The 20,509-nt window shown below is 54.0% G+C and carries 17 protein-coding genes; 5 read left to right on the top strand and 12 right to left on the bottom strand.

Annotated features, from left to right (window positions below; all coding sequences use genetic code 11):
• Positions 1-36 precede the first annotated feature (36 nt).
• From nusB to nrdR, 5 genes are all read right to left on the bottom strand, one after another.
• Positions 37-531, bottom strand: a complete 495-nt coding sequence (nusB, locus tag ACW44H_RS05760; RefSeq protein ID WP_447044826.1) for a transcription antitermination factor NusB — start codon at positions 529-531, stop codon at positions 37-39.
• Positions 528-1,016, bottom strand: a complete 489-nt coding sequence (gene ribH, locus ACW44H_RS05755; protein WP_457507619.1) for a 6,7-dimethyl-8-ribityllumazine synthase — start codon at positions 1,014-1,016, stop codon at positions 528-530. Before ribH ends, nusB begins: the two co-directional genes overlap by 4 nt.
• A 4-nt stretch (positions 1,017-1,020) precedes the next feature.
• Entirely contained in the window at positions 1,021-2,187 is a 1,167-nt protein-coding gene (gene ribBA, locus ACW44H_RS05750; RefSeq protein WP_457507617.1) for a bifunctional 3,4-dihydroxy-2-butanone-4-phosphate synthase/GTP cyclohydrolase II, read from the bottom strand.
• 109 nt (positions 2,188-2,296) lie between these two features.
• Entirely contained in the window at positions 2,297-3,481 is a 1,185-nt protein-coding gene (gene ribD / locus ACW44H_RS05745; protein ID WP_457507615.1) for a bifunctional diaminohydroxyphosphoribosylaminopyrimidine deaminase/5-amino-6-(5-phosphoribosylamino)uracil reductase RibD, read from the bottom strand.
• Complete coding sequence (gene nrdR, locus ACW44H_RS05740; protein WP_113268369.1) at positions 3,478-3,957, bottom strand: transcriptional regulator NrdR; 480 nt, start codon at positions 3,955-3,957, stop codon at positions 3,478-3,480. Before nrdR ends, ribD begins: the two co-directional genes overlap by 4 nt.
• A 170-nt stretch (positions 3,958-4,127) precedes the next feature.
• Here nrdR and ACW44H_RS05735 point away from each other — a divergent pair, with 170 nt between their 5' ends.
• The 3 genes from ACW44H_RS05735 to ACW44H_RS05725 all read left to right on the top strand — a co-directional run bounded on the left by ACW44H_RS05735 (position 4,128) and on the right by ACW44H_RS05725 (position 9,707).
• Positions 4,128-5,894 carry a sugar phosphorylase gene (locus ACW44H_RS05735; RefSeq protein ID WP_457507613.1) on the top strand — a complete coding sequence of 589 codons (1,767 nt, stop codon included), beginning with the start codon at positions 4,128-4,130 and terminating at the stop codon, positions 5,892-5,894.
• A 151-nt stretch (positions 5,895-6,045) separates the two neighbouring features.
• Positions 6,046-7,662 carry a methyl-accepting chemotaxis protein gene (locus ACW44H_RS05730; RefSeq protein ID WP_457507612.1) on the top strand — a complete coding sequence of 539 codons (1,617 nt, stop codon included), beginning with the start codon at positions 6,046-6,048 and terminating at the stop codon, positions 7,660-7,662.
• A gap of 428 nt (positions 7,663-8,090) precedes the next feature.
• Positions 8,091-9,707, top strand: coding sequence for a methyl-accepting chemotaxis protein (locus tag ACW44H_RS05725; RefSeq protein ID WP_457507610.1), 1,617 nt, complete (start codon positions 8,091-8,093; stop codon positions 9,705-9,707).
• 511 nt (positions 9,708-10,218) lie between these two features.
• On the opposite strand, the gene ACW44H_RS05720 is transcribed toward ACW44H_RS05725, so the two are convergent.
• The 3 genes from ACW44H_RS05720 to ACW44H_RS05710 all read right to left on the bottom strand — a co-directional run bounded on the left by ACW44H_RS05720 (position 10,219) and on the right by ACW44H_RS05710 (position 13,903).
• A complete protein-coding gene (locus ACW44H_RS05720) occupies positions 10,219-11,439 on the bottom strand; it encodes a glycosyl transferase (protein WP_457507608.1) in 1,221 nt (406 codons plus the stop codon).
• A 32-nt stretch (positions 11,440-11,471) separates the two neighbouring features.
• The gene (locus tag ACW44H_RS05715; protein ID WP_457507606.1) at positions 11,472-12,389 is read right to left on the bottom strand and encodes an HAD-IIB family hydrolase; all 918 of its coding nucleotides are present in this window, start codon (positions 12,387-12,389) and stop codon (positions 11,472-11,474) included.
• Positions 12,390-12,889: 500 nt separating this feature from the next.
• A complete protein-coding gene (locus ACW44H_RS05710; protein WP_457507604.1) occupies positions 12,890-13,903 on the bottom strand; it encodes an OmpA family protein in 1,014 nt (337 codons plus the stop codon).
• Positions 13,904-14,191: 288 nt separating this feature from the next.
• On the opposite strand from ACW44H_RS05710, the gene ACW44H_RS05705 reads away from it, so the two are divergent.
• Both ACW44H_RS05705 and ACW44H_RS05700 read left to right on the top strand, forming a co-directional pair.
• Positions 14,192-14,857 carry a hypothetical protein gene (locus ACW44H_RS05705; protein WP_457508942.1) on the top strand — a complete coding sequence of 222 codons (666 nt, stop codon included), beginning with the start codon at positions 14,192-14,194 and terminating at the stop codon, positions 14,855-14,857.
• Between the two features lie 4 nt (positions 14,858-14,861).
• Entirely contained in the window at positions 14,862-15,452 is a 591-nt protein-coding gene (locus ACW44H_RS05700; RefSeq protein ID WP_457507602.1) for a FlgO family outer membrane protein, read from the top strand.
• 84 nt (positions 15,453-15,536) lie between these two features.
• Here ACW44H_RS05700 and ACW44H_RS05695 read toward each other — a convergent pair whose 3' ends face one another.
• The 4 genes from ACW44H_RS05695 to galE all read right to left on the bottom strand — a co-directional run bounded on the left by ACW44H_RS05695 (position 15,537) and on the right by galE (position 20,452).
• A complete protein-coding gene (locus ACW44H_RS05695) occupies positions 15,537-16,970 on the bottom strand; it encodes an MBL fold metallo-hydrolase RNA specificity domain-containing protein (RefSeq protein ID WP_457507600.1) in 1,434 nt (477 codons plus the stop codon).
• A 150-nt stretch (positions 16,971-17,120) separates the two neighbouring features.
• Positions 17,121-17,795, bottom strand: coding sequence for a hypothetical protein (locus ACW44H_RS05690; RefSeq protein ID WP_457507598.1), 675 nt, complete (start codon positions 17,793-17,795; stop codon positions 17,121-17,123).
• A 179-nt stretch (positions 17,796-17,974) separates the two neighbouring features.
• Entirely contained in the window at positions 17,975-19,120 is a 1,146-nt protein-coding gene (locus tag ACW44H_RS05685) for an O-antigen ligase family protein (protein WP_457507596.1), read from the bottom strand.
• Positions 19,121-19,432: 312 nt separating this feature from the next.
• Positions 19,433-20,452 carry a UDP-glucose 4-epimerase GalE gene (galE, locus tag ACW44H_RS05680; RefSeq protein WP_457507594.1) on the bottom strand — a complete coding sequence of 340 codons (1,020 nt, stop codon included), beginning with the start codon at positions 20,450-20,452 and terminating at the stop codon, positions 19,433-19,435.
• Between the last annotated feature and the right edge of the window lie 57 nt (positions 20,453-20,509).

The following is a 20,509-nucleotide window of genomic DNA, read 5'->3' as shown; positions in this document are numbered from 1 at the left end:
AAAGGCCCCTTAAACGCATCGTCAAATCGCTCGCGTTCAGAGACGGCGAGCGCTGACCTCGGCACTACGCAGGCGAATCGCCAGCTTGTCTAAAATGCCGTTCACGTATTTATGGCCGTCGGTGGCGCCAAATGACTTAGCCAGCTCAACGCCTTCGTTAATCACTACACGATAGGGTACTTCCATACGGCGGGAAAGCTCGTAAGCGCCTAACCGTAGAATCGCCAGCTCTACTGCATCCAGATCTTCCAGGCGGCGGTCTAGCAGGGGTGAAATTTCACGATCCAGCTCGGTTTTAAAGCGCACCGTGTTGTGCAGAAGCTCATGAAACAGCGCCTTATCGGCGATTTCCATTACTTTCACCCAGTTTTCGTGATCTTCCAGGTCGTCATCCGCCACCTGGCTACGAAACTCGGCTTCAATCGTCGTAATGGATTTGCCCGTCATGTGCCACTGATAAAGCCCCTGCACCGTTAGCTCACGTGCCGCGTGACGGCCCTGCTGAGCGGCAGAGGGTTTACGCTCGCTCATTGAGTCTCTCCTAGCGGTAGCGCACGTAGCAGCGAGACCATTTCCATGGCGGCCATGGCGGCTTCAGTCCCTTTATTACCCGCTTTAGTGCCCGCGCGCTCAATCGCTTGTTCGATGTTTTCTACGGTGAGCACGCCATTGGCTACCGGGGTATCAAACTCAAGCTGCAAGTGATTAATCGCCGTGTTGCAGCCACCCGCCACGTATTCAAAATGCGGCGTTCCGCCACGAATCACAGCGCCCAGCGCAATCACTGCATCTGGCTTCATGACCTTCAGTACGCGTTTAACCGCTAGCGGCAGTTCCCAAGCACCCGGCACGTGAACGATATGAATATGCTCGGCATCGACGCCGTGACGCGTCAAGCTGTCGACAGCGCCTTCTACTAGGCTATCCACTACGTGATGGTTAAAACGACCGACGACGATGACATAATGGCCATCAACATCAACAAAAGTACCTTCAACTTGAGTCAGGGAGTGCATCAATTTATTCCTGCTGAAAGGTTGGCTCATACGCCGTGTCATTAGGGCCCAAACGCTCAACGACTTCGAGATCAAAGCCGGACAGCGCGGAGAACTTCCACGGTGAACTCAGTAATCGCATTTTACCTACGCCTAAATAGCGCAAAATCTGCGAACCGGTACCGATGGTTAAATAGTTGCCGGCACCGTCAGAATCGCTGGTACGCGGCTGACGAGTACGCTCTAAAAAGATATCCAGTTGATCTTTTAAATCCTGATGCGGACGTCCGTCATCGATCAACACAAACACCCCAGCCTTGGCGCCAGCGATCTCTTCCAGTGCGCGGTGGGCATCCCAGCGGCACTGTTCGCCTTTCATCAAGCCCATCACATCGCGCAGCGCATCGGCAAGATGCACGCGAACCGTGGTGGACTCCTCCGGCGTAGGCTGACCATTGACTAGCGCCAAATGGTGGGCGCCTTGGATGCGATCACGAAAAACATGCAGTGTCAGCTCGCCATGGGAGGTCATGACCGAAGACGCCTCCAGATGATCGATGGTCTGCTCGTTGACAATGCGGTAGTGGATCAAGTCAGCAATAGTGCCGATTTTAATCCCATGCTCGTGGGCGAACGCTTCTAGCTCAGGGCGGCGCGCCATACTGCCGTCATCGTTCATGATCTCGCAGATCACACCGCTTGGGTCGCACCCTGCCAGTGCAGCCAGGTCACACGCCGCTTCGGTATGCCCCGCCCGGCGCAGTACGCCGCCCGGCTCTGCCATCAGCGGGAAAATATGCCCCGGCTGAACGATATCGGAAGGCTTGGCATGGGGCGCTACAGCCGCTTGTACCGTGCGCGCGCGATCTGCAGCGGAAATCCCGGTAGTCACACCTTCAGTCGCCTCAATTGAGAGAGTGAACTTGGTGCCAAAACCAGAACCATTATCGCGCACCATTAACGGCAAGTTAAGTTGCTCACAGCGGGCACGTGTCATCGGCATACAGATCAGACCACGGGCGAAACGGGCCATAAAGTTGATATGCTCGGCCTGCACTTTTTCGGCGGCCATGATGATATCACCTTCGTTCTCGCGATCCTCGTCGTCCATGAGAATCACCATTTTGCCCTGGCGGATATCGTCCACCAGCTCGGCGATAGGGGCTAAGCCTCTAGAGGAGGAATGCGCCATGGAATCTCCAATTTATGTAGTCACGAACGGTTGTTGCGAAAGATCGTCGCGAAAGACTGTCGCGAAAGACTGTCGCAAAAGACAGTCACGTTAGCTGCGATTTCGCGCGTCAGGGTACCTTGCTCTCGCTAAATTCACCAGATGTGCCGGTTGCGCTAGTCGTCTGGGGGGAAGCGATAATACGCCAATCACGCCCCACCGCTCGCATATCATGAATCGTTAATCGCCGCTGATCGGCCATGCGTGAAAGCCCCGGCAACGCAAATAACGGCCGAGCTTCACCGCCTAACAGCGTGGGCGCTACAAACAACTGTAGCTCATCGATCAATGCCGCATCGAGCAGTGCGCCCGCCAGCGTCGCACCGGTTTCCACCAGCAGTTCATTAACCTGCTCATGTTCGGCTAACCACTGCAGCATCAAAGCAAGGTCGATGCGGCCATCACTGCCGGCCGGCAACACATGGATTTCAGCGCCAGCCTGTGTAAGACGCGCACGCTTTTCAGCCGTGTGGGCAGGGGTAGTAATCACCAGTGTTCGCCCCGGCTCACTCAAACAGGCCGCCGCCAGGGGCAACCGCAACCGGGTATCTAAAATCACCCGCAGGGGTTGGCGCTGTACTGCCTCAGCAGCGTTGGCAAGCTGTAGCTGATCTGCACGCAAGGTAAGCCGCGAATCGTCCATGATAATGGATTCTACGCCGCTTAATATCGCGCTGGAACGCGCTCTCAGCCGCTGAACTTGCGCGCGCGCCTCAGGGCCGGTAATCCACTGGGACTCCCCGGAGCCCATGGCGGTGCGGCCATCTAAACTCATCGCCATTTTCAAACGCACAAAGGGACGCTGCCGGGTCATACGAGCGATAAAACCAGGATTCAGAGCACGCGCTTCACTTTCGAGCAACCCTACCGCCACCTCAATGCCGGCTTCTTCAAGCAAGCGGATGCCACGTCCACTAACCTGGGGGTTGGGATCCTGCATAGCGATCACTACCCGAGCCACCTTGGCCTCTAGGAGAGCAACAGCACAGGGACCGGTACGTCCAGTATGCGAGCAAGGCTCAAGGGTGACGTAAGCGGTCGCGCCTTTGGCGTGTTCACCAGCGGCATTTAACGCGTGGATTTCCGCATGGGGCTCACCGGCACGCAGATGAAAGCCTTCACCGACCACTTGATCATCGCGCACAATCACGCAGCCCACCCGTGGGTTGGGGTCGGTGGTATAAAGCCCTTTTTGAGCCAGCTTTAGCGCCCGCGCCATATAGCGGTGATCGGCTTCGCTAAACACAGCACTCATTTTGACGGCGCGCTCTTGTTTGAGGGCTCTTGGGAAAGCCGATCGATCTCAGCGCGGAACTCATCCAAGTCCTGAAACTTACGATACACCGAGGCAAACCGAATATAGGCCACATGATCGAGGGTTTTAAGCGCTTGCATTACCGACTCGCCGATATCACGCGCGTTGATCTCGCGATCGCCCCGCGCGCGCAAGGTTTGGCGAATGCGCTCCACCGCCGCCTCAATGGCTTCTGCGCTGACTGGACGCTTTTCCAGCGCACGCAACATGCCTGCCCGCAGCTTGGCTTCATTAAAACTTTCCCGCGAACCGTCGGACTTCACCACGCGAGGCATGACGAGCTCAGCGGTTTCGTAGGTGGTAAAGCGCTCCTGGCAGCTCGCACATTGGCGGCGACGGCGTACTTGGTCACCATCGGCTACCAACCGAGAATCAGTCACTCGAGTATCGTTTGCACCACAAAAAGGGCAATGCATGGCGGTCAACCTATTGTCAGCTCGTGTCGGCTTACGGCACGAGTTAGCGTGTTATAACCTGTTAATGTGTGTGCTATTAATAACGTTTAAACGTGACATCAACCTCGTATTGTAACAATTTGGCACACAAGCTGCAGTGTTTGTGGCAGATTGTTTATCAGGAGCTCTCAATGTCTTCCTTTGAACAGACCGTTCACGGTTACCTCAGTCACCTGTATGGGCCCCGTGCTGGCGAAGTTCAGCGCCGTTTAAACCAGCATATTGAGCACTTTCTTTCGCTTGCCCCCTTTTCACCCGCCCCCGACGATGCACCGTCTAAAAACGCACCCTCTTGGAGCGAAAAGGATCAATGGGTGATTAGCTATGGCGATTCTATTATAGAAGAGGGTGTGCCGCCGCTGGCGGTGCTGAGCGATTTTCTTCAAGTGCGATTGGGCGAACGTATCAGCGGCGTCCATGTGCTTCCGTTCTTTCCCTGGAGTAGCGACGACGGTTTCTCAGTCATCCACTATCGCGAGGTTAACAGTGAGCTAGGTGACTGGTCACATATTCGCGAGCTCGCAAGCCACTACGACTTGATGGCGGACCTGGTACTTAACCACGTTTCCCGGGAATCTCTGTGGTTCGTCGATTATCTGAGCGGTAGCCAGCCCGGCCGCGATTACTTTATCGAAGTCGATCCCGATACCGATGTCTCTCAAGTGGTTCGTCCACGCAGCAACCCGCTGCTGGTGCCTGTATCTACCCGGCGTGGCACCCGTTACCTGTGGGCAACGTTCTCCGAAGACCAGTTAGATTTAAATTTTGAACACCCTGATGTACTGCTGGAGTTCGTAGGCATTTTGCTGTTCTACCTTGAACAAGGCATGCGAATTATCCGCCTGGATGCAGTGGCCTTTCTATGGAAGCGACTAGGCACCCCCTGCATTCACCTGCCGGAGACGCATACTGTCATACGCCTGCTGCGGGCCATTGTGGATTATGTTGCCCCCGGCACCTTACTGGTGACTGAAACCAACGTTCCTCATCAAGAGAACATCAGCTATTTCGGGCTGGAACGGCTCCCCAAAGGCCCGCCCGATGAAGCCCATATGATTTACCAATTCACCCTACCGCCCCTACTGTTACATACCCTAACGCGGGGAGAAGCACGCACCCTGCAAACCTGGCTTGCCAGCCTGCCCGTGCTGCCTGACCACTGCACTTACCTGAACTTTACCGCCAGCCACGACGGCATTGGCGTGCGCCCGCTGGAAGGCCTACTGCCTGATCACGAGCGAGACGCGCTGTTAGAACTGATGCACCGTTTCGGCGGTTTTGTCAGCATGCGCAGCAATCCGGATGGCAGCGACACGCCTTACGAGATCAATATCACGTGGTTTGAAGCCATGCGCGGCACCCGCCGAGGCCAGGACCCTTGGCAAATTGCCCGCTTCCTATGTAGCCAAGCGATTATGCTGAGCTTACAGGGGATTCCCGCGCTTTATATCCATACGTTAACGGGCACGCTCAATGACGTAGAAGGGGTTGAACGCAGTGGACGTCTGCGTTCGATTAATCGTCGGCGCTGGCAGCGCAGCGAGCTGGACCTGCTATTAGATAGCCCCTCGACCCCCACCCACGATGTTTTCCACGCTTTAAACCGGCTGCTCGACCAGCGCCGCCAGGAGCCCTGCTTTCACCCCAATGCCGCGCAGCGAGTATTGGACTCAGCCCCCGAACTGTTGGCGGTGGAACGTGGCCCACTGCAGGATGGGCGTCGCTTATTAGCACTGTATAACGTCTCCGACCTGCCGCTTCCCTTAGAAAACGTGGGCGAAGCGGTTACCCAATCGCTCAGTAAGCACGCCTGGCAAGCGCTTGACTCAAATAACCCTTGGGTCGCTGAAGGCGCCCTGCCCCCTTATGCCGTGCGTTGGCTGGTCGCTCTTAGCTAGTTAGCTAGATTATAGGGGCGATGATTGGCTTCATCGCCCCTATGTATCTTTTGACCTCAACAAGAGAAATTAACCAAAAAAATACCGCTAAGGTATCGGCGCGTCATGCCGATAAAGAATAAGAACTCAATTACAATAAAATAGGAAAAACATGACTCGTTTAACAACAACACAAAAACTGTGGGGAACACTGGGCATCATCTGGATCGCGATGCTGCTCTTGGTGGGCTGGTTGGCCCTTGAGAACCGTCAAACGATTGTAAGCGAACGCCGCGACAGCATTCAGTACGTGGTCGAAAGCGTCCACAACCAAATTGAAGCACTTCAGGAAAGGGTTGCCGCCGGTGAGCTCAGCCTCGAAGAAGCGCAGCAACGCGCGATCGACAATATGTCTAGCGTCAGCTTCGGCGCTGGCGAATATATTTTCTCCTTCAATGATGACTTATTAGTTATTTCCCACCCCAGCCGTGAGTCCGGCACGGACATGACCGACTATTTAGACGCTAGCGGCATGGCGCTCTATCCAGAGTTGCTGCGCGTTGCCCAAGCAGGCGGTGGCCACGTTAATTACTACTCGACCCGCGCCGGTGGCGATGAACAGCTACCAAAAACCAGTTATGTCGCTCACCTTCCCGAGTGGGGCTGGTCGTTAGCCACGGGCGTGTATGTCGATGACATCAATGAAGCGTTTATTACCGATTTAATTCACTCGATTGGCATCTTGCTGATCATCGGCCTACCGGTAACGCTGCTAATGGGCTTGGTGATTCGTGACGTTTCCCGGCGTTTAGGCGGTGATCCACGCTACGCCGCAAGCGTAGTGCGCCATATCGCTGACGGAGACCTGACCCAGGTAACGCAGCTTTCAGCGAAAGACCAGGAAAGTTTACTATTTAACATTAACCGTATGCGTGAAACGCTTGCCGAGACAATTGGCGATATTCACCACGGGGCAGATCAGGTCAACAGCGGTGTCGAGCAAATTGTCGGCGTTAACGAAGAGCTTTCCACACGCACCGAGGAACAGGCTGCTTCACTGGCTGAAACGGCCTCAAGTATGGAACAGCTCACTGCTACCGTTAAGCAAAATGCCGAGCATGCAGACCATGCGCGCACGCTTGCCACAAGAGCTGCCGACAGTGCCCAGCGCGGTAGTGACTCCATGACCACCGTCATTACCACCATGGGAACCATTAACGAAAGCGCCACCCAAATGAGCAGTATCGTCAATACCATTGACGGCATTGCCTTCCAAACCAACATCTTGGCCCTTAACGCGTCGGTGGAAGCTGCGCGCGCTGGAGAGCAAGGCCGCGGCTTCGCCGTCGTCGCCAATGAGGTTCGCCAACTCGCCAGCCGTTCGGCCGCTGCCGCCCAGGAAATCAAAACCCTGATCGAAGCGTCGGATAGTAAAGTGGTGGAAGGTAGCCGCCAAGTGCGCGCCACGGGCGATGTGATCAATGGCATGGTCGACGATATCAAGCAGCTCAGCACATTGGTGCAGGAAATCTCTGCCGCCACCATCGAGCAAAGCAGCGGCATCGAGCAGGTCAACCAAGCCGTGATTCAAATGGATCAAATGACCCAGCAAAATGCAGGCTTAGTGCAAGAGAGTAACCATGCCACCCAGTCGCTGGCACAACTGAGTGCTCAGCTACGTCAACTGGTTGCTCACTTCCGCATTAATCAGAGCACTGGGAATGCGCAGGCGAGTTTGCCAACCTCTTCGACAGCCCCTCGGGCAGCCTACCAGGACAGCGATTTTTAACGTTAGCCATCGCCGTTTGAGATTGCCGCGTCGCTACGCTCCTCGCAATGACCAGAGAGTGTCATCGCGAGCGAAGCGCGGCGATCTCGGGGTTGGCTATATTGTCATCGCGAGCAAAGCGCGGCGATCTCAGGGTTGGCTGTATTTGTCATCGCGAGCGAAGCGCGGCGATCTCGGGGTTGGCTGTATTTGTCATCGCGAGCGAAGCGCGGCGATCTCGGGGTTGGCTGTATTTGTCATCGCGAGCGAAGCGCGGCGATCTCGGGGTTGGCTGTGTTTGTCATCGCGAGCGAAGCGCGGCGATCTCGATTTTATGCTCCAATGCAGTCTGAAATTGCCGCGGCAGCACTTCCTTTAAATAAAACTAATGTATTGCCGCGTTAAGCCGATAAAAAAACCGTTACTTACTTACATCGGCTAGGAAAAACATGACGCGCTTAACGACGACGCAAAAACTTTGGGGAACTTTGGGCATTATTTGGCTCGCCATGCTGTTATTGGTGGGCTGGCTAGCATGGGAAAATCGCCAAACAATTGAGAGCGAACGCCGCGACAGCATTCAGTACGTCATCGAGAGTGTACATAGCCAAATTGTAGCGCTGCAAGAGCGAGTCGCCGCTGGCGAAATCAGCCTTGAAGAAGCGCAGCAGCGTGCGATCGACAATATGTCTAGCGCTAGCTTTGGCGACGGTGAATATATATTTTCCTTCGATAACGACCTACATATTATTTCCCACCCAAACCGCCCTCGCGGCGAAGACATGAGCGCTTACCAAGATTCCAGTGGCATGGATCTTTATGCCGCTTTCAGAGAAGCAGCCCAAGCCGGCGGCGGTCACGTTGGCTACTACTCTCGCCGTATTACTGGCGATGAACAGGTGCCAAAAATAAGCTATGTAGCCTATCTTCCCGAGTGGGAATGGTCGCTGGCAACAGGCGTTTATGTCGATGATATTAACGCAGCCTTTATTGCCGGTTTGATTCGCTCGATCGTCATCCTGCTGATCATTGGGCTACCGGTCACCCTACTAATGGGCTGGGTAATTCGTGACGTTTCGCGTCGGTTAGGCGGTGACCCACGCTACGCCGCCAGCGTGGTGCGCTATATCGCTGACGGCGATTTAACCCAAACCACTCAGCTGTCGGCAAAGGATCGCGAAAGCCTGCTGTTTGATATTAACCGCATGCGCGAAACCCTAGCCAAGACGATTGGCGATATTCACCACGAGGCGAACCAGGTGAATAATGGCGTTGAGCAAATTGTCGGCGTTAACGAAGAACTTTCCACCCGCACTGAAGAACAGGCTGCTTCATTGGCTGAAACGGCCTCCAGCATGGAACAGCTCACGGCGACCGTTAAGCAAAATGCCGAGCATGCGGACCATGCGCGCACGCTTGCCACAAGAGCCGCCGACAGCGCCCAGCGCGGCAGTGACTCCATGACCACCGTCATTACCACCATGGGGACCATTAACGAGAGCGCCACCCAAATGAGCAGTATCGTCAATACCATTGACGGCATTGCTTTCCAAACCAATATTTTGGCACTTAACGCGTCGGTGGAAGCCGCTCGCGCTGGAGAGCAAGGGCGCGGCTTCGCCGTCGTCGCCAATGAGGTTCGCCAACTCGCCAGCCGTTCGGCCGCTGCCGCCCAGGAAATCAAAACCCTGATCGAAGCGTCGGATAGTAAAGTGGTGGAAGGTAGCCGCCAAGTGCGCGCCACGGGCGATGTGATCAATGGCATGGTCGACGACATCAAACAACTCAGCACATTGGTGCAGGAAATTTCTGCCGCCACTATCGAGCAAAGCAGCGGTATCGAGCAGGTTAACCAAGCCGTGACACAAATGGATCAAATGACCCAGCAAAATGCCGGCCTGGTCCAAGAGAGCAACCATGCCACCCAGTCGCTGGCACAACTCAGTGCGCAGCTACGTCAACTGGTTGCCCACTTCCGCATTAATCAAAGCATAGGGAATGCACAGGCGAGTTTGCCAGCCTCCGCCCCTGCCAAGCGGGTTTCCCCTCAGCACAGCGATTTTTAACGCCTCATCGTAGGCGGAGATTGCCGCGTCGCTGCGCTCCTCGCAATGACACGTGGGTGTCATCGCGAGCGAAGCGCGGCGATCTCGGGGGTTGGCTGTATTTGTCATCGCGAGCGAAGCGCGGCGATCTCGGGGTTGGTTGTTTTTGTCATCGCGAGCGAAGCGCGGCGATCTTGGGGTTGGCTGTATTTGTCATCGCGAGCGAAGCGCGGCGATCTCAGGGTTGGCTGTATTTGTCATCGCGAGCGAAGCGCGGCGATCTCGGAGGGTTGGCTGTATTTGTCATCGCGAGCGAAGCGCGGCGATCTCGGGGTTGGTTGTTTTTGTCATCGCGAGCGAAGCACGGCGATCTCGGGGTTGGCTGTATTTGTCATCGCGAGCGAAGCGCGGCGATCTCGGGGTTGGTTGTATTTGTCATCGCGAGCGAAGCGCGGCGATCTCGATTTTATGCTCCAACGCAGCCTGAGATTGCCGCATCGCTGCTACCCTCGCAATGCCATATTAATAGCCTTTACACCTTACCTTGGTTATCGAGTTCTACCGCTTCGTGCATGCGCGCAAGGAGATCCGGCACGGCAGCCTGCACACGGTTCCAACTGGGAATAAAAGGCCGCTCTCTGGGGTTATCCAAAAACAGGTTGCCTGCTTCGAGTAGATTACTGGCAAATAGCTCCACGGCCTGCTCCTCACTATGACGATCAAGGCTTAGGCCATTCATCGTCGCATCGTGATCATAGGCCTCAATCAAATCCAGTGCAAAGCGGTAATAGGTCGCTTTGAGCGTGCGGAAATCTTCGCTGCTAAAGGTAACGCCCTGAGTCGCTAATTTGCGATAGAGCGCTTTGGAGATATCAAGGCTCATGCGGTTTAAACCGCCATTGGGATCTTCTTCGCTAATCGGCTGGTGTTTATGGTCGTATGCATCGGCAATATCCACTTGGCAAAGCTGCCGCAGTGAGTAATTGCGCTGTAGCTCTGACAATACGCCAATTTCCAGCCCCCAATCAGCAGGCATGCGAATCTCTTCCAGCACTTCACGGCGCATTGCAAACTCGCCTGACAGCGGATAACGAAAACCATCCAGATAGTCGAGATAGGGCAATGGCCCGCACACGGTTTTAAGCGCCCGTAACAGGGGCGTCACAAGCAGCCGTGAGACACGACCATTGAGCTTACCCTTCGCAATGCGTGGGTAATAACCTTTGCTAAAACTATAGTTAAAATTAGGGTGAGCCACAGGATACAACAGCCGTGCCAGCAGCCCGCGTTCGTAGGTCAATATATCGCAATCGTGTAGCCCTACGACCGTCGAGCGCCCTGACGACAGCATATAGCCTGCGCAATACCACACATTACGCCCTTTACCCGGTTCCGAGGCGCCTAACCCGTGCTCCCCTAGTTCCGCATCCAAGGCGCTTAGCCGTGGGCCGTCATTCCATAAAATACGCGTATGCTGCGGTAGCCGAGAGAAAAACTCCCGGGCATACAAGAACTGCTCACGGTCAGCTCGATCCAAACCAATCACAATTTCATTGAGATAAGGGACTTTAGCCAGCTCATCAACTATCCCCGACAACGCTGGCCCTTCCAGTTCCGAAAAAAGCGAGGGCAGAATCAACCCCATCGGGCGTCGATGGGAAAATTGACATAACTCTTGCTCAAGCGCATCAACCGAGCGCTGGGTAAGATTGTGAAAGTCAGTAATAATACCGTTCTGATGAAAGTCACTCACGCGCTCACCTCCCTGGTCTCATAAACTTAGAATCATAAAGAAACGGCAACATGCTTCTCCGCCGTCGTTAAACGGCGGTCATCTCGCCCCCACCAGTGGGTTACTCCCTCGGCCCAGCCGGTCGGTCCTGTTGCTTCCGTGCGATATAGCGATGTATTACGGGGCTCGACGACCAAGTCATGACAACCACGAATCACCACCGCTTGATCGACCGCTTCAAGCATAGTGATATCGTTCGGCCCGTCTCCCAACCCCAATGAAAGTGGGGGCTGGCCTCTTAACGCCGTAAAGCGTTTAACCAACCATTCCACGGCGGCGCCCTTGTCGGCCGCGCGCCCCATGACATGCCAAAAACGCCCCCCTTGAGTGAGTTGCAGGCTATCCCCCTCTAGCGCGGCACGAAACGTTTCCAATGCCGCGGCACTATCTTCCCACAATAGTGGCTCACTCCCCTCCCGCTGCCGAGCATCACGGGCGCGTGGTTCGTCCAACCCTGTCAGTTCCATGACTTCCTTTACACTCAACTCACCCATGCGGGTAAATTGAACATTCAAGCGCTCGCGCCATACCTTCAAACGAGCGCGAATAAAGCCAACATCGACGCCTGGGTGTTTGATAACGACCCCGTCACGACCGCTACCAGGCCGGTCTAAGCGCGCATGACACCAACCCGGCGGTAAGCCAATGACCGCACCATTTTCAGCAATAAACGGCGTGGCCGTAAGGCCTAGTGCTTCACGCAGCGGGAGCAGCTCGGCACGGGTCTTACTGGTCACCGGGATTACCGGCACCCCCATCTGCTTTAAACGGGCAAGCCATGGTGCAGCAGGGCTGAAATCATAACTATGATGATCCAACAGCGAGCCGTCTAAATCAGTCACTACCAGCCGTGGCTGCAAAGCGGGGTCTGCCGGAGGCGCTGGTACCGAAAGGTGAATGTGTTCAGACATGGCACTACCTCTCATCAGTCTTAACGCATCGTTAAGATGGTATCTCTAGGTTACCTAACCAATGTAGCAAGTTATGCGCCAAGACAAAGAAGTATTGAATCAGCAAAAGGTTACATGTAAATGCAGGTGGGTTTATAAGGCTCATAACGTTCAAACATCACTCAGCACCAAAAAGAGGCAGCATCAGCGCACCAAAAAAGCGCATGAAGCGGAACGGTGCACCTTACTCACCGCTTGTTTGCAAATTAAGACGCAAAGAACTTATCAAATTGACTAAACAAGCTAGTAAAAAAATATCGCAACACTTGGAAAATTCGCGCAAATAGCTATACTAAAGCTGTACCCACTGGCAGCCCTGTATACCCCTCACCTGATGCCAGTGGGCCACAGTAAGCCAAGCCCTTTAATGCCCGCCTCCCCCGGCGGGCTTTTTTTAATGTTTGTTTAAGCTTTTGTTTTAAGCCCTGTGTTTTAAGACCCGTGTTTTAAGCCCACGACAACTACTCCACATGAATGACTACCTCAACCCGCCGGTTGCGTGCGCGCCCTTCAGCGGTAGCGTTGCTTTCGAGCGGTCTTGTGGCCGCCAAGCCGACGGCGCGTAGCCGTTCAGCAGAAACACCGGCAGCTTCTAACGCTTCAACAATGGCAATGGCACGCGCACTTGAGAGTGCCCAGTTAGAAGAGAATTCGTCAGTGTTAATGGTCTGGCTATCGGAATGGCCTTCAACCCAGACTTCGCCATCATAACGTTGAATAGTCGCCAGCAAACTACCCACCAGTGAAGAACCATCGTCGGTTAGCTCCGCTGTCGCAGAAGGAAACAGCAGCTGATCCTGAACACGCAGACTAATCCCCTCCGGTACCCGCGACACTTCAACCCCCTCCAGGTCGGGCAGATAAGGCGACTCTTCAACGCGTTGAGAGAGCGACTGCTCCAGTGCAACCGCACCTAGTCTTGCTTCATCGCTCACCGCCTGTACATTGACCGGGGGACGATCCGTTAACACCACCATATAATCAGCCAAGGGTGACGTTAAATTCTCGATACCTGTAGGCATTAGCAGGGTTGGCAGGGCGATAACCGGCTCTGTGGGAGGCTGCGGAGATGGTGCCGCCAAAAGGGGTGGCACCCCAACGCTGACGCGACGACGTACTTGAGACAAGGGTGGCAACCCAGCCACCCCCAACGCCGTACTAATGGCCATGGGGCTCAGCCCTACCCCATTCCAGGCGGCAGTACCGGCGCGCTCAGGCATTGCCTTAGCTAACGTCCCGGGCATCGGGACTCCCAGCGTAGGCGATGATGCTGATTGGGTGTAGTCACTCGCGGTATCCTCCGCCACCCATTCAGGGCTTGTCGCCCCGGCAGCGGCAATAATGACCACGAAAAGGGCCACCATCAACGTCATGATATCGAGATAGCTGATCATCCATCCGCTATTGCTATCGCCTTCTTGGTAAGCCGACATTAGCGAATCATGACGCGGTCCTCTGCGGTAATCTTCAAGCATGGGTGTTATTGCTCATTCAAGTTTTGAACCTTATGGCCGATCTAGCTATTTATATCGATTACAAGTACTTCGAATACAAGAACTATGAATACAAGAACTAGGAATTAAGTATGTCAGGTTAGGCACTTCGAACCAGGCATGGCAAACTAACCGTGGCAGAAAAGCACGACGAACAGTCTATCAAAAGCAGTTTTGTAGCGAAAAAGGAACTAGCAGGTGCGCACCCGTCCCACATTATTTCAACTACCTTATTTCATACGTCCGGTTAGCTTGGGGCTGGCAAGCTTAATGCTCAGCGGCTGCTTTTACGCCAATACATCACAAGCGCCGATCGCCACCACCTATCCTTATACTGAACAACAGCGCATGCAGGCAGCTCATCATTGGGACGTTCTGGCCCAACACGAAGCTACCCGCATTTTACAACGTGAGCGCGTACGCAATCGCGATTTACATATCAGCGAAGCAGACAACGGCGAACTACATGCCTACAGCGGTGGTGAGTTTGGACGTGGATTCCGCACGCTACTCACCAGTGAGCTAGTATCACGCGGCGCCAACCTCACCACGGTTCCCACCGCGAACAGCGCCAATATCACGATTGATGTAGAAGTCGTCGAACATCGGGATCGCGGTTTTATACGCCCGCCTATTGGGGCCTTTACCGCGCTCACCGCTGGCATCGCTGTGGCGACCATCCCTTATAACCAGTGGGCCGAACCCGCATTGGGGTTAATCCCTGCCGCCGCACTCGCCGACACCACCAGCGGTAGCTGGACCCATACCGGCAACGAAGAGATCATTGTGACGACCCAGATTATCGATGGCGAACGAATTCTCTACTCTTCCTCCAATATTTACTACATTAATGCAGGCGATCGTCGCCAATACGCGCCTCATCGCGTGCCTCAGGCCCCTGCCACGCCCTCCGTTTCCATTACTGACACGTGGTAATGACATGCTGAAGACTTTTTTGACTGTATGGCGCGCTCGCTTTGTAAACCACTCAACCCGTGCAATGGTCGTTAGCATTACGCTACTGATGCTAGCGGGCTGCAACACCTTGGGTAATGCTCACAACACGCCCGCCCAACCGGAACCCGACCTTTCGGAATTGGTTCATGCCGCTGCCGAACAGATGATCGCCAGCAACCCAGAGCTAACACGCTATAGCCCTATGATCGCCGCCACCTTCGTCAGCATCGACAACCTTAGTCAATCGTCGACGCTTGGGCGGATCAGCTCTGAAATCATGGCATCGGCGCTATCGCGCCAAGGTATGCAGGTACGCGAAGTTAAAATGCGCGACAGCATGTTTATCGAAGAGAGCGTGGGCGAGCTGATTCTTTCACGCCAAGTGCAGCGCTTAAGCGCCCAGCATAATGCCCGCTCCATTCTTATGGGCACCTATGCGCAAGGGCAGGACTACGTCTATGTGAGTGCTCGGGTAGTGCGGGCGGGCGATGCCATGGTACTCGGCAGCGCTGACTTCCGCCTGCCGTTAAATAACAACACACGCAGCTTGCTAGAAGGCCAAGGCGGTTGGTGAGCCGGGCTCCTACAAGGGCTCGGCGCCCCCCCTTGTAGGAGCCCAATTCATTGGGCGATCAGCAATTATCCCGCCTCTCGAAAATCACCCATCCTCCGAAGGCAAAACAACACTGATGGTCCGACCCGCTTTGCGGGCCATTGCTTCAATGGCGGTTTTAAGCTCTCGCTTGGCACCTGCATCGCCATGCACAAGACGAATTTCCCGGGGCCAATGACGCATTCGCTTAACGAAGTTGAGTAAGTCCCGTTGATCCGCGTGGGCGGAGTAACCGCTGATGGTACTCACGCCCGCACGAATATCGTAACGCTCCCCATCCAGCATTGCCCAGCCGCCCTCAGGGCCATAGCGCTGTATATCGCGCCCCGGCGTTCCAGCCCCTTGGTACCCCACAAACAGCACCTGATGGCGCGGGTCACCTAACATGGCTTTTAAATAGTTAACTACTCGCCCACCAGCGCACATTCCACTGGCAGCAATCACCACCGCAGGCCTGCCGCTTTCGGCTAAATAGCGCACCGTTTGCTCATGCGTTTCGTGGCTATCCACGGTATACAGCGCAGCAAAATTTAATGGGTGCCGACCTGCTTTCACGCGTTTCTGCGCTTCGTCATCCCAAAAAGGTTTTAGCTCGCGGTACACTCGCGTAAAACGCGACGCCAGCGGCGAATCGACGATAATTTCCAGCGATTGCCAGAGCGCATCACTGCCCGCCCGATGAATAATCCCCTCTAACTCATAAAGCAATTCTTGGGTTCGGCCAATGCTAAAGGCAGGAATAATCACCGTGCCTTTATTCTCTAGCGCCTGCTCAATAGCACACTTAAGAAGCGTCGCCCTTTCGCTGCGCCCCTCATGCAGCCGGTCGCCATAGGTAGACTCCAACACCAATACATCGGCCCTAGGCGGCGATTTAGGCGCAGGTAACAAGGGGGAGTTAGCTGCCCCCAAGTCGCCGGAAAACACCACACGCTCACGGTGCGTTGAGTGGGGTTCGCGTAATGCAACTTCCACAAAGCTAGACCCCAGAATATGCCCCGCACGCTGCAGCTTTACCTTCATGTTAATAGAGGGCGATGATTCCACGGTATGCCATTTAGCATAATCCAACGGCACTAGCTGTTGCTCTACCCGCTCTAAAAACTGAGAAATTAAACGCGCATCGCGGGTAAAGCCTATTTTCAAAGCATCTTCGATCACCAACGGTAATAACTTCGCCGAAGGCTTTGAGCATAAAATAGGGCCTGAAAAACCAGCAGCCAACAAATACGGCAACCGCCCGATGTGGTCGATATGAACATGCGTCACAACCAGCGCTTTTACCGTCGAAATATCAAAATCAATAGAGAGCTGAGCGAAGCTATCCTGCTGCGCATCGTCGCCTTGAAACAAGCCACAATCGATTAAAAGTGAAGACTCACTATTAGCGATCAGCTGATGACAGCTACCGGTAACCCCGCTAGCGCCGCCACGATGAATGATAGTGGATAGAGACTTCGTCTTAGGATTTATCACCATCGTCAGCTCTCCAAGCAACGTCATTAATAAATCGACGATGCAGTAAAAAAGCGAGAAAGGCAATGTTTAATTAGCAAAAAGCCCGCCAACACTCTGGGTGATGGCGGGCTTTAAAACGCATCCAGCTTTAACAACAGCAGGGTCTAAAGCTTAAAACGTATAAGAAATGCCCAGCACTGCAACGGGGAAGACAGGCAACTTATCAATGTCATCTTTAAGGCTTTGCTCTTCGGCACGAATATCCCGCTCTAGCCGCGGATCTAGCTCTTCAAGGTTACGGGTAGTGCTTAGCGACACATCAACATTGGTTGCGACGACACCGAACTCGGAGAAGAACGAGAGCCCACTCTGGTGGGAACTGCGCCACCCAAGCCCCACATAAGGCTGGGTACCATCCGAAACGGTAGCACTACCCACGACCGAACCAATCTCAGCGGCAGTATACGTCTCGTTGTTAATCTCATACGAGCTGTTGTTATCCGGGGTGCCCACCACGTTGGCTTCGATATCCGGCATCATGATGCCTGCGGATAAGAAGAACCTACCACCAAAGGGGAAATAATCCATTTTGACACTAGATGCCTTCATTTCAAAGTCAGCGTTATAAGTCACGCCATCTTCATCAAAATCAGTGTCCAGATCCAAACCATCGGTATAGCGTGCTGTAACGGCTAGGTTTTTATGGAAACGCCAAGACGCATCTGCTCCAAAACCCGTCGTACCGGCGATAGCAGACACCGACACTTTTTTGTCATACGCAAAGCTATGACTGCTAAGCATCATCAACGTGACAGCGCTTACGGCTAAGCCGAGTGTTTTATTCATTTTAAGCATCGTTTTCCCTTGAATAATTTATCGGCCGTTATTATGTGCAGCAAACCTCCCTTTAGGGTTTCCTGCAGGCCTATTGATTAGCCCAGTTTTAGCTGGCGCCGATAAATTTTACTTCAATACCAATTAACCTTTTGTAGAGAATTGTTCATCACAGTGTAAGAAATTGCTTCTTACGTCTGCGGCTTTCCGCGAACTAACTCTTTGCGCTGGCGGGAATAAAGCCCCCACAGCACAGCAAGCAAAAAGGCGTACATCATCACCCCGCTGTTATGGGATAAAAAACTCTGCGTGAGGCTAAAGTCAATATAGGTAACCGATAGCAATACACCCGCCGTGGCCGTGGCACGTAACGATAAATCACTGGCATCCATTTCCTTGGCAAAAAAGCGCATCGGCACCAGATAAATAGCCAACAACACCACAAGGCCAACCAACCCGCGCTTGGCAAAACTATCGATAAACTCATTATGTGCATGGCCAAATTCAGCAGCACGTTCGATGATCAAGCCTTCGTCTGCTAACGCTTGCATTGCCTCGGCGTAACCATTTGCCCCCCACCCAAGCAGCGGCTTCTCTGCTATCAAATGGCCAGCCCCACGCCACATTTCAAACCGTGCCCCCACAGAAGAATAGCTTCTATCGCCAGCTACATAACGCTGAACCTGCTCAACGGCTTCATTGACCCTCGCCTGAACCCCCACTTCGGGAACAGCGTAAACACTGAGCCCACCCGCCAACAAGATACCCACTAGCCCTGCGAGCATACGCTTGGATATAAAACCGCCGTAGGCACGGAACACCACCAACAGAATAAAAGGGATCCCTATCCAACCTCCGCGGCTACCGGAAAACAACGACCCAGCCATACCAAACAAAGCCGCCATCAAAAACAACGCCACCCACAGTTGACGGTGCCGCTGGGTTACCGCCCACCCCAACGCTGCGAGACACAACACCCCCAGCAGCATACTTAAATTGCCAAACTGTATCGGGTTGTTATAACCACCTGGGCGCGCAACCTCTTCTATCAGCTTCATCCATGCTCCCCATCCCCCTGCCCCTATCGCGCCAACCGCAATTCCGCCCCAGAACCACGCCAAACGCGGGGGGTAAGCCATTACTAACAATAGCGCGGGGACAGCCAGCAACAAACGCAGCGGTTTATCCATTCCACTTGAGCCCTGCCCGTCCCACCATGCCTCCAATACACCCACAAGTGCATATGCCGCCATGGCTAACATCACCAATGCATCCTGGCGGCTCAAGGCAAGCGCCGGTCGTTTTATCAACAGCACTACGCTACCCAATAGCAGCATCAACGCGCCTAGCGAATAACCGCTAGGTACCACCAGCGCTATAGAACAAAACAGAAAAACGGAAAGGGAAGTATAGATCGACAAAGGAGAGGATATAGATGGAGAGGACAAAGAGGACAAGCCTGGCAAAGAAACCGTGGGTGGGGAGTGATTCACGAAAGCTCCGACACTGATATAAATCGAGCGCGGGATACTACCACATACCTCCCCTACCATCGTCAGAAAAAACCAACAAACTTAAATTTGTTATATTAAATAGTGTAGTGCAATCTTATGATCGGCAAAACGGCGCAGATATCTGGCGATAGCCATTCAGCTTTGCCGATAGCCCGTGGGATTCTGTGATTGCCATCGCCAGGTATCGACCATCATATGTGCCAGCCCTCTTTGTGCGCTCCAGCCGAGCTCCTCCCTGGCTTTGGAGGGATCGGCCCAACACTCAGCGATATCCCCTGCTCGACGCGGCGCAACAGTATACGGAACGGGCCTGCCACTCGCTTGCTCAAATGCCTTGACCATCTCCAACACGGAAACTCCCCGGCCCGTGCCCAGGTTCCAGGTATTCACGCCGTTCTGGCGGCCCAGCACGTCCAGTGCCTTTAGATGACCATTAGCCAAATCCACCACATGTATATAGTCGCGTATCCCAGTACCATCGGGTGTAAGGTAATCGCCACCATAAACGGCGAGCTTGTCGAGACGGCCGATAGCCACTTGGGCGATATAAGGCAGTAGATTATTGGGAACGCCCTGCGGATCCTCACCGATAAGGCCACTCTCATGGGCCCCGACCGGATTAAAATAACGCAACAAGGCGATCGCCCAGCGTTCATCGGACAGCGCCAGATCCTTGAGTATTTCCTCGACCATTAACTTCGAACGCCCGTAAGGATTGGTCGGCACACCTGTAGGGAAATCTTCATGGATCGGCATTTTCGGCGGCTCGCCGTAAACGGTCGCTGAGGAGCTAAACACCAGTCGATAGACACCCGCCGCCTGCATGGCCTGACAAAGCGTGACGCTGCCCGCGACATTATTCTCATAATACACCAGCGGTTTCTGCACGCTCTCACCGACAGCCTTGAGGCCAGCGAAATGCATCACCGCCTCGATTGAATGTTCGCTGAAGATTCTGTCTAACAAGACCCGATCACGTATATCACCTTCAACTAACAATACTTTCTTGCCAGTGATCGATTCGACGCGCTTAAGTGCCTCGATAGACGCATTGGAAAGATTATCAACCACTACCACGTTATGGCCGGCTTGAAGAAGCTCCACTACGGTATGTGAGCCGATATACCCGGCACCACCAGTCACGAGAATAGCCATTTATCTTCCTTAATAATAATGGAAGCGCTAATGAAACAATCACACCAAACAAAGCTG

The sequence above is a fragment of the Vreelandella sulfidaeris Esulfide1 genome, from assembly GCF_054072535.1.
The sequence above is the reverse complement of the archived record's forward strand: the minus strand, read 5'-3'. Positions and strand labels throughout refer to the sequence as shown.

Excerpts from the sequence above, each read along its gene's own strand:
- nusB (WP_447044826.1), bottom strand. The coding sequence starts at position 531 with ATGAGCGAGCGTAAACCCTCTGCCGCTCAGCAGGGCCGTCACGCGGCA.
- ribH (WP_457507619.1), bottom strand. The coding sequence starts at position 1,016 with ATGCACTCCCTGACTCAAGTTGAAGGTACTTTTGTTGATGTTGATGGC.
- ribBA (WP_457507617.1), bottom strand. The coding sequence starts at position 2,187 with ATGGCGCATTCCTCCTCTAGAGGCTTAGCCCCTATCGCCGAGCTGGTG.
- ribD (WP_457507615.1), bottom strand. The coding sequence starts at position 3,481 with ATGAGTGCTGTGTTTAGCGAAGCCGATCACCGCTATATGGCGCGGGCG.
- nrdR (WP_113268369.1), bottom strand. The coding sequence starts at position 3,957 with ATGCATTGCCCTTTTTGTGGTGCAAACGATACTCGAGTGACTGATTCT.
- ACW44H_RS05735 (WP_457507613.1), top strand. The coding sequence starts at position 4,128 with ATGTCTTCCTTTGAACAGACCGTTCACGGTTACCTCAGTCACCTGTAT.
- ACW44H_RS05730 (WP_457507612.1), top strand. The coding sequence starts at position 6,046 with ATGACTCGTTTAACAACAACACAAAAACTGTGGGGAACACTGGGCATC.
- ACW44H_RS05725 (WP_457507610.1), top strand. The coding sequence starts at position 8,091 with ATGACGCGCTTAACGACGACGCAAAAACTTTGGGGAACTTTGGGCATT.
- ACW44H_RS05715 (WP_457507606.1), bottom strand. The coding sequence starts at position 12,389 with ATGTCTGAACACATTCACCTTTCGGTACCAGCGCCTCCGGCAGACCCC.
- ACW44H_RS05710 (WP_457507604.1), bottom strand. The coding sequence starts at position 13,903 with ATGCTTGAAGATTACCGCAGAGGACCGCGTCATGATTCGCTAATGTCG.
- ACW44H_RS05705 (WP_457508942.1), top strand. The coding sequence starts at position 14,192 with ATGCTCAGCGGCTGCTTTTACGCCAATACATCACAAGCGCCGATCGCC.
- ACW44H_RS05700 (WP_457507602.1), top strand. The coding sequence starts at position 14,862 with ATGCTGAAGACTTTTTTGACTGTATGGCGCGCTCGCTTTGTAAACCAC.
- ACW44H_RS05695 (WP_457507600.1), bottom strand. The coding sequence starts at position 16,970 with ATGGTGATAAATCCTAAGACGAAGTCTCTATCCACTATCATTCATCGT.
- ACW44H_RS05690 (WP_457507598.1), bottom strand. The coding sequence starts at position 17,795 with ATGAATAAAACACTCGGCTTAGCCGTAAGCGCTGTCACGTTGATGATG.
- ACW44H_RS05685 (WP_457507596.1), bottom strand. The coding sequence starts at position 19,120 with ATGCTGCTATTGGGTAGCGTAGTGCTGTTGATAAAACGACCGGCGCTT.
- galE (WP_457507594.1), bottom strand. The coding sequence starts at position 20,452 with ATGGCTATTCTCGTGACTGGTGGTGCCGGGTATATCGGCTCACATACC.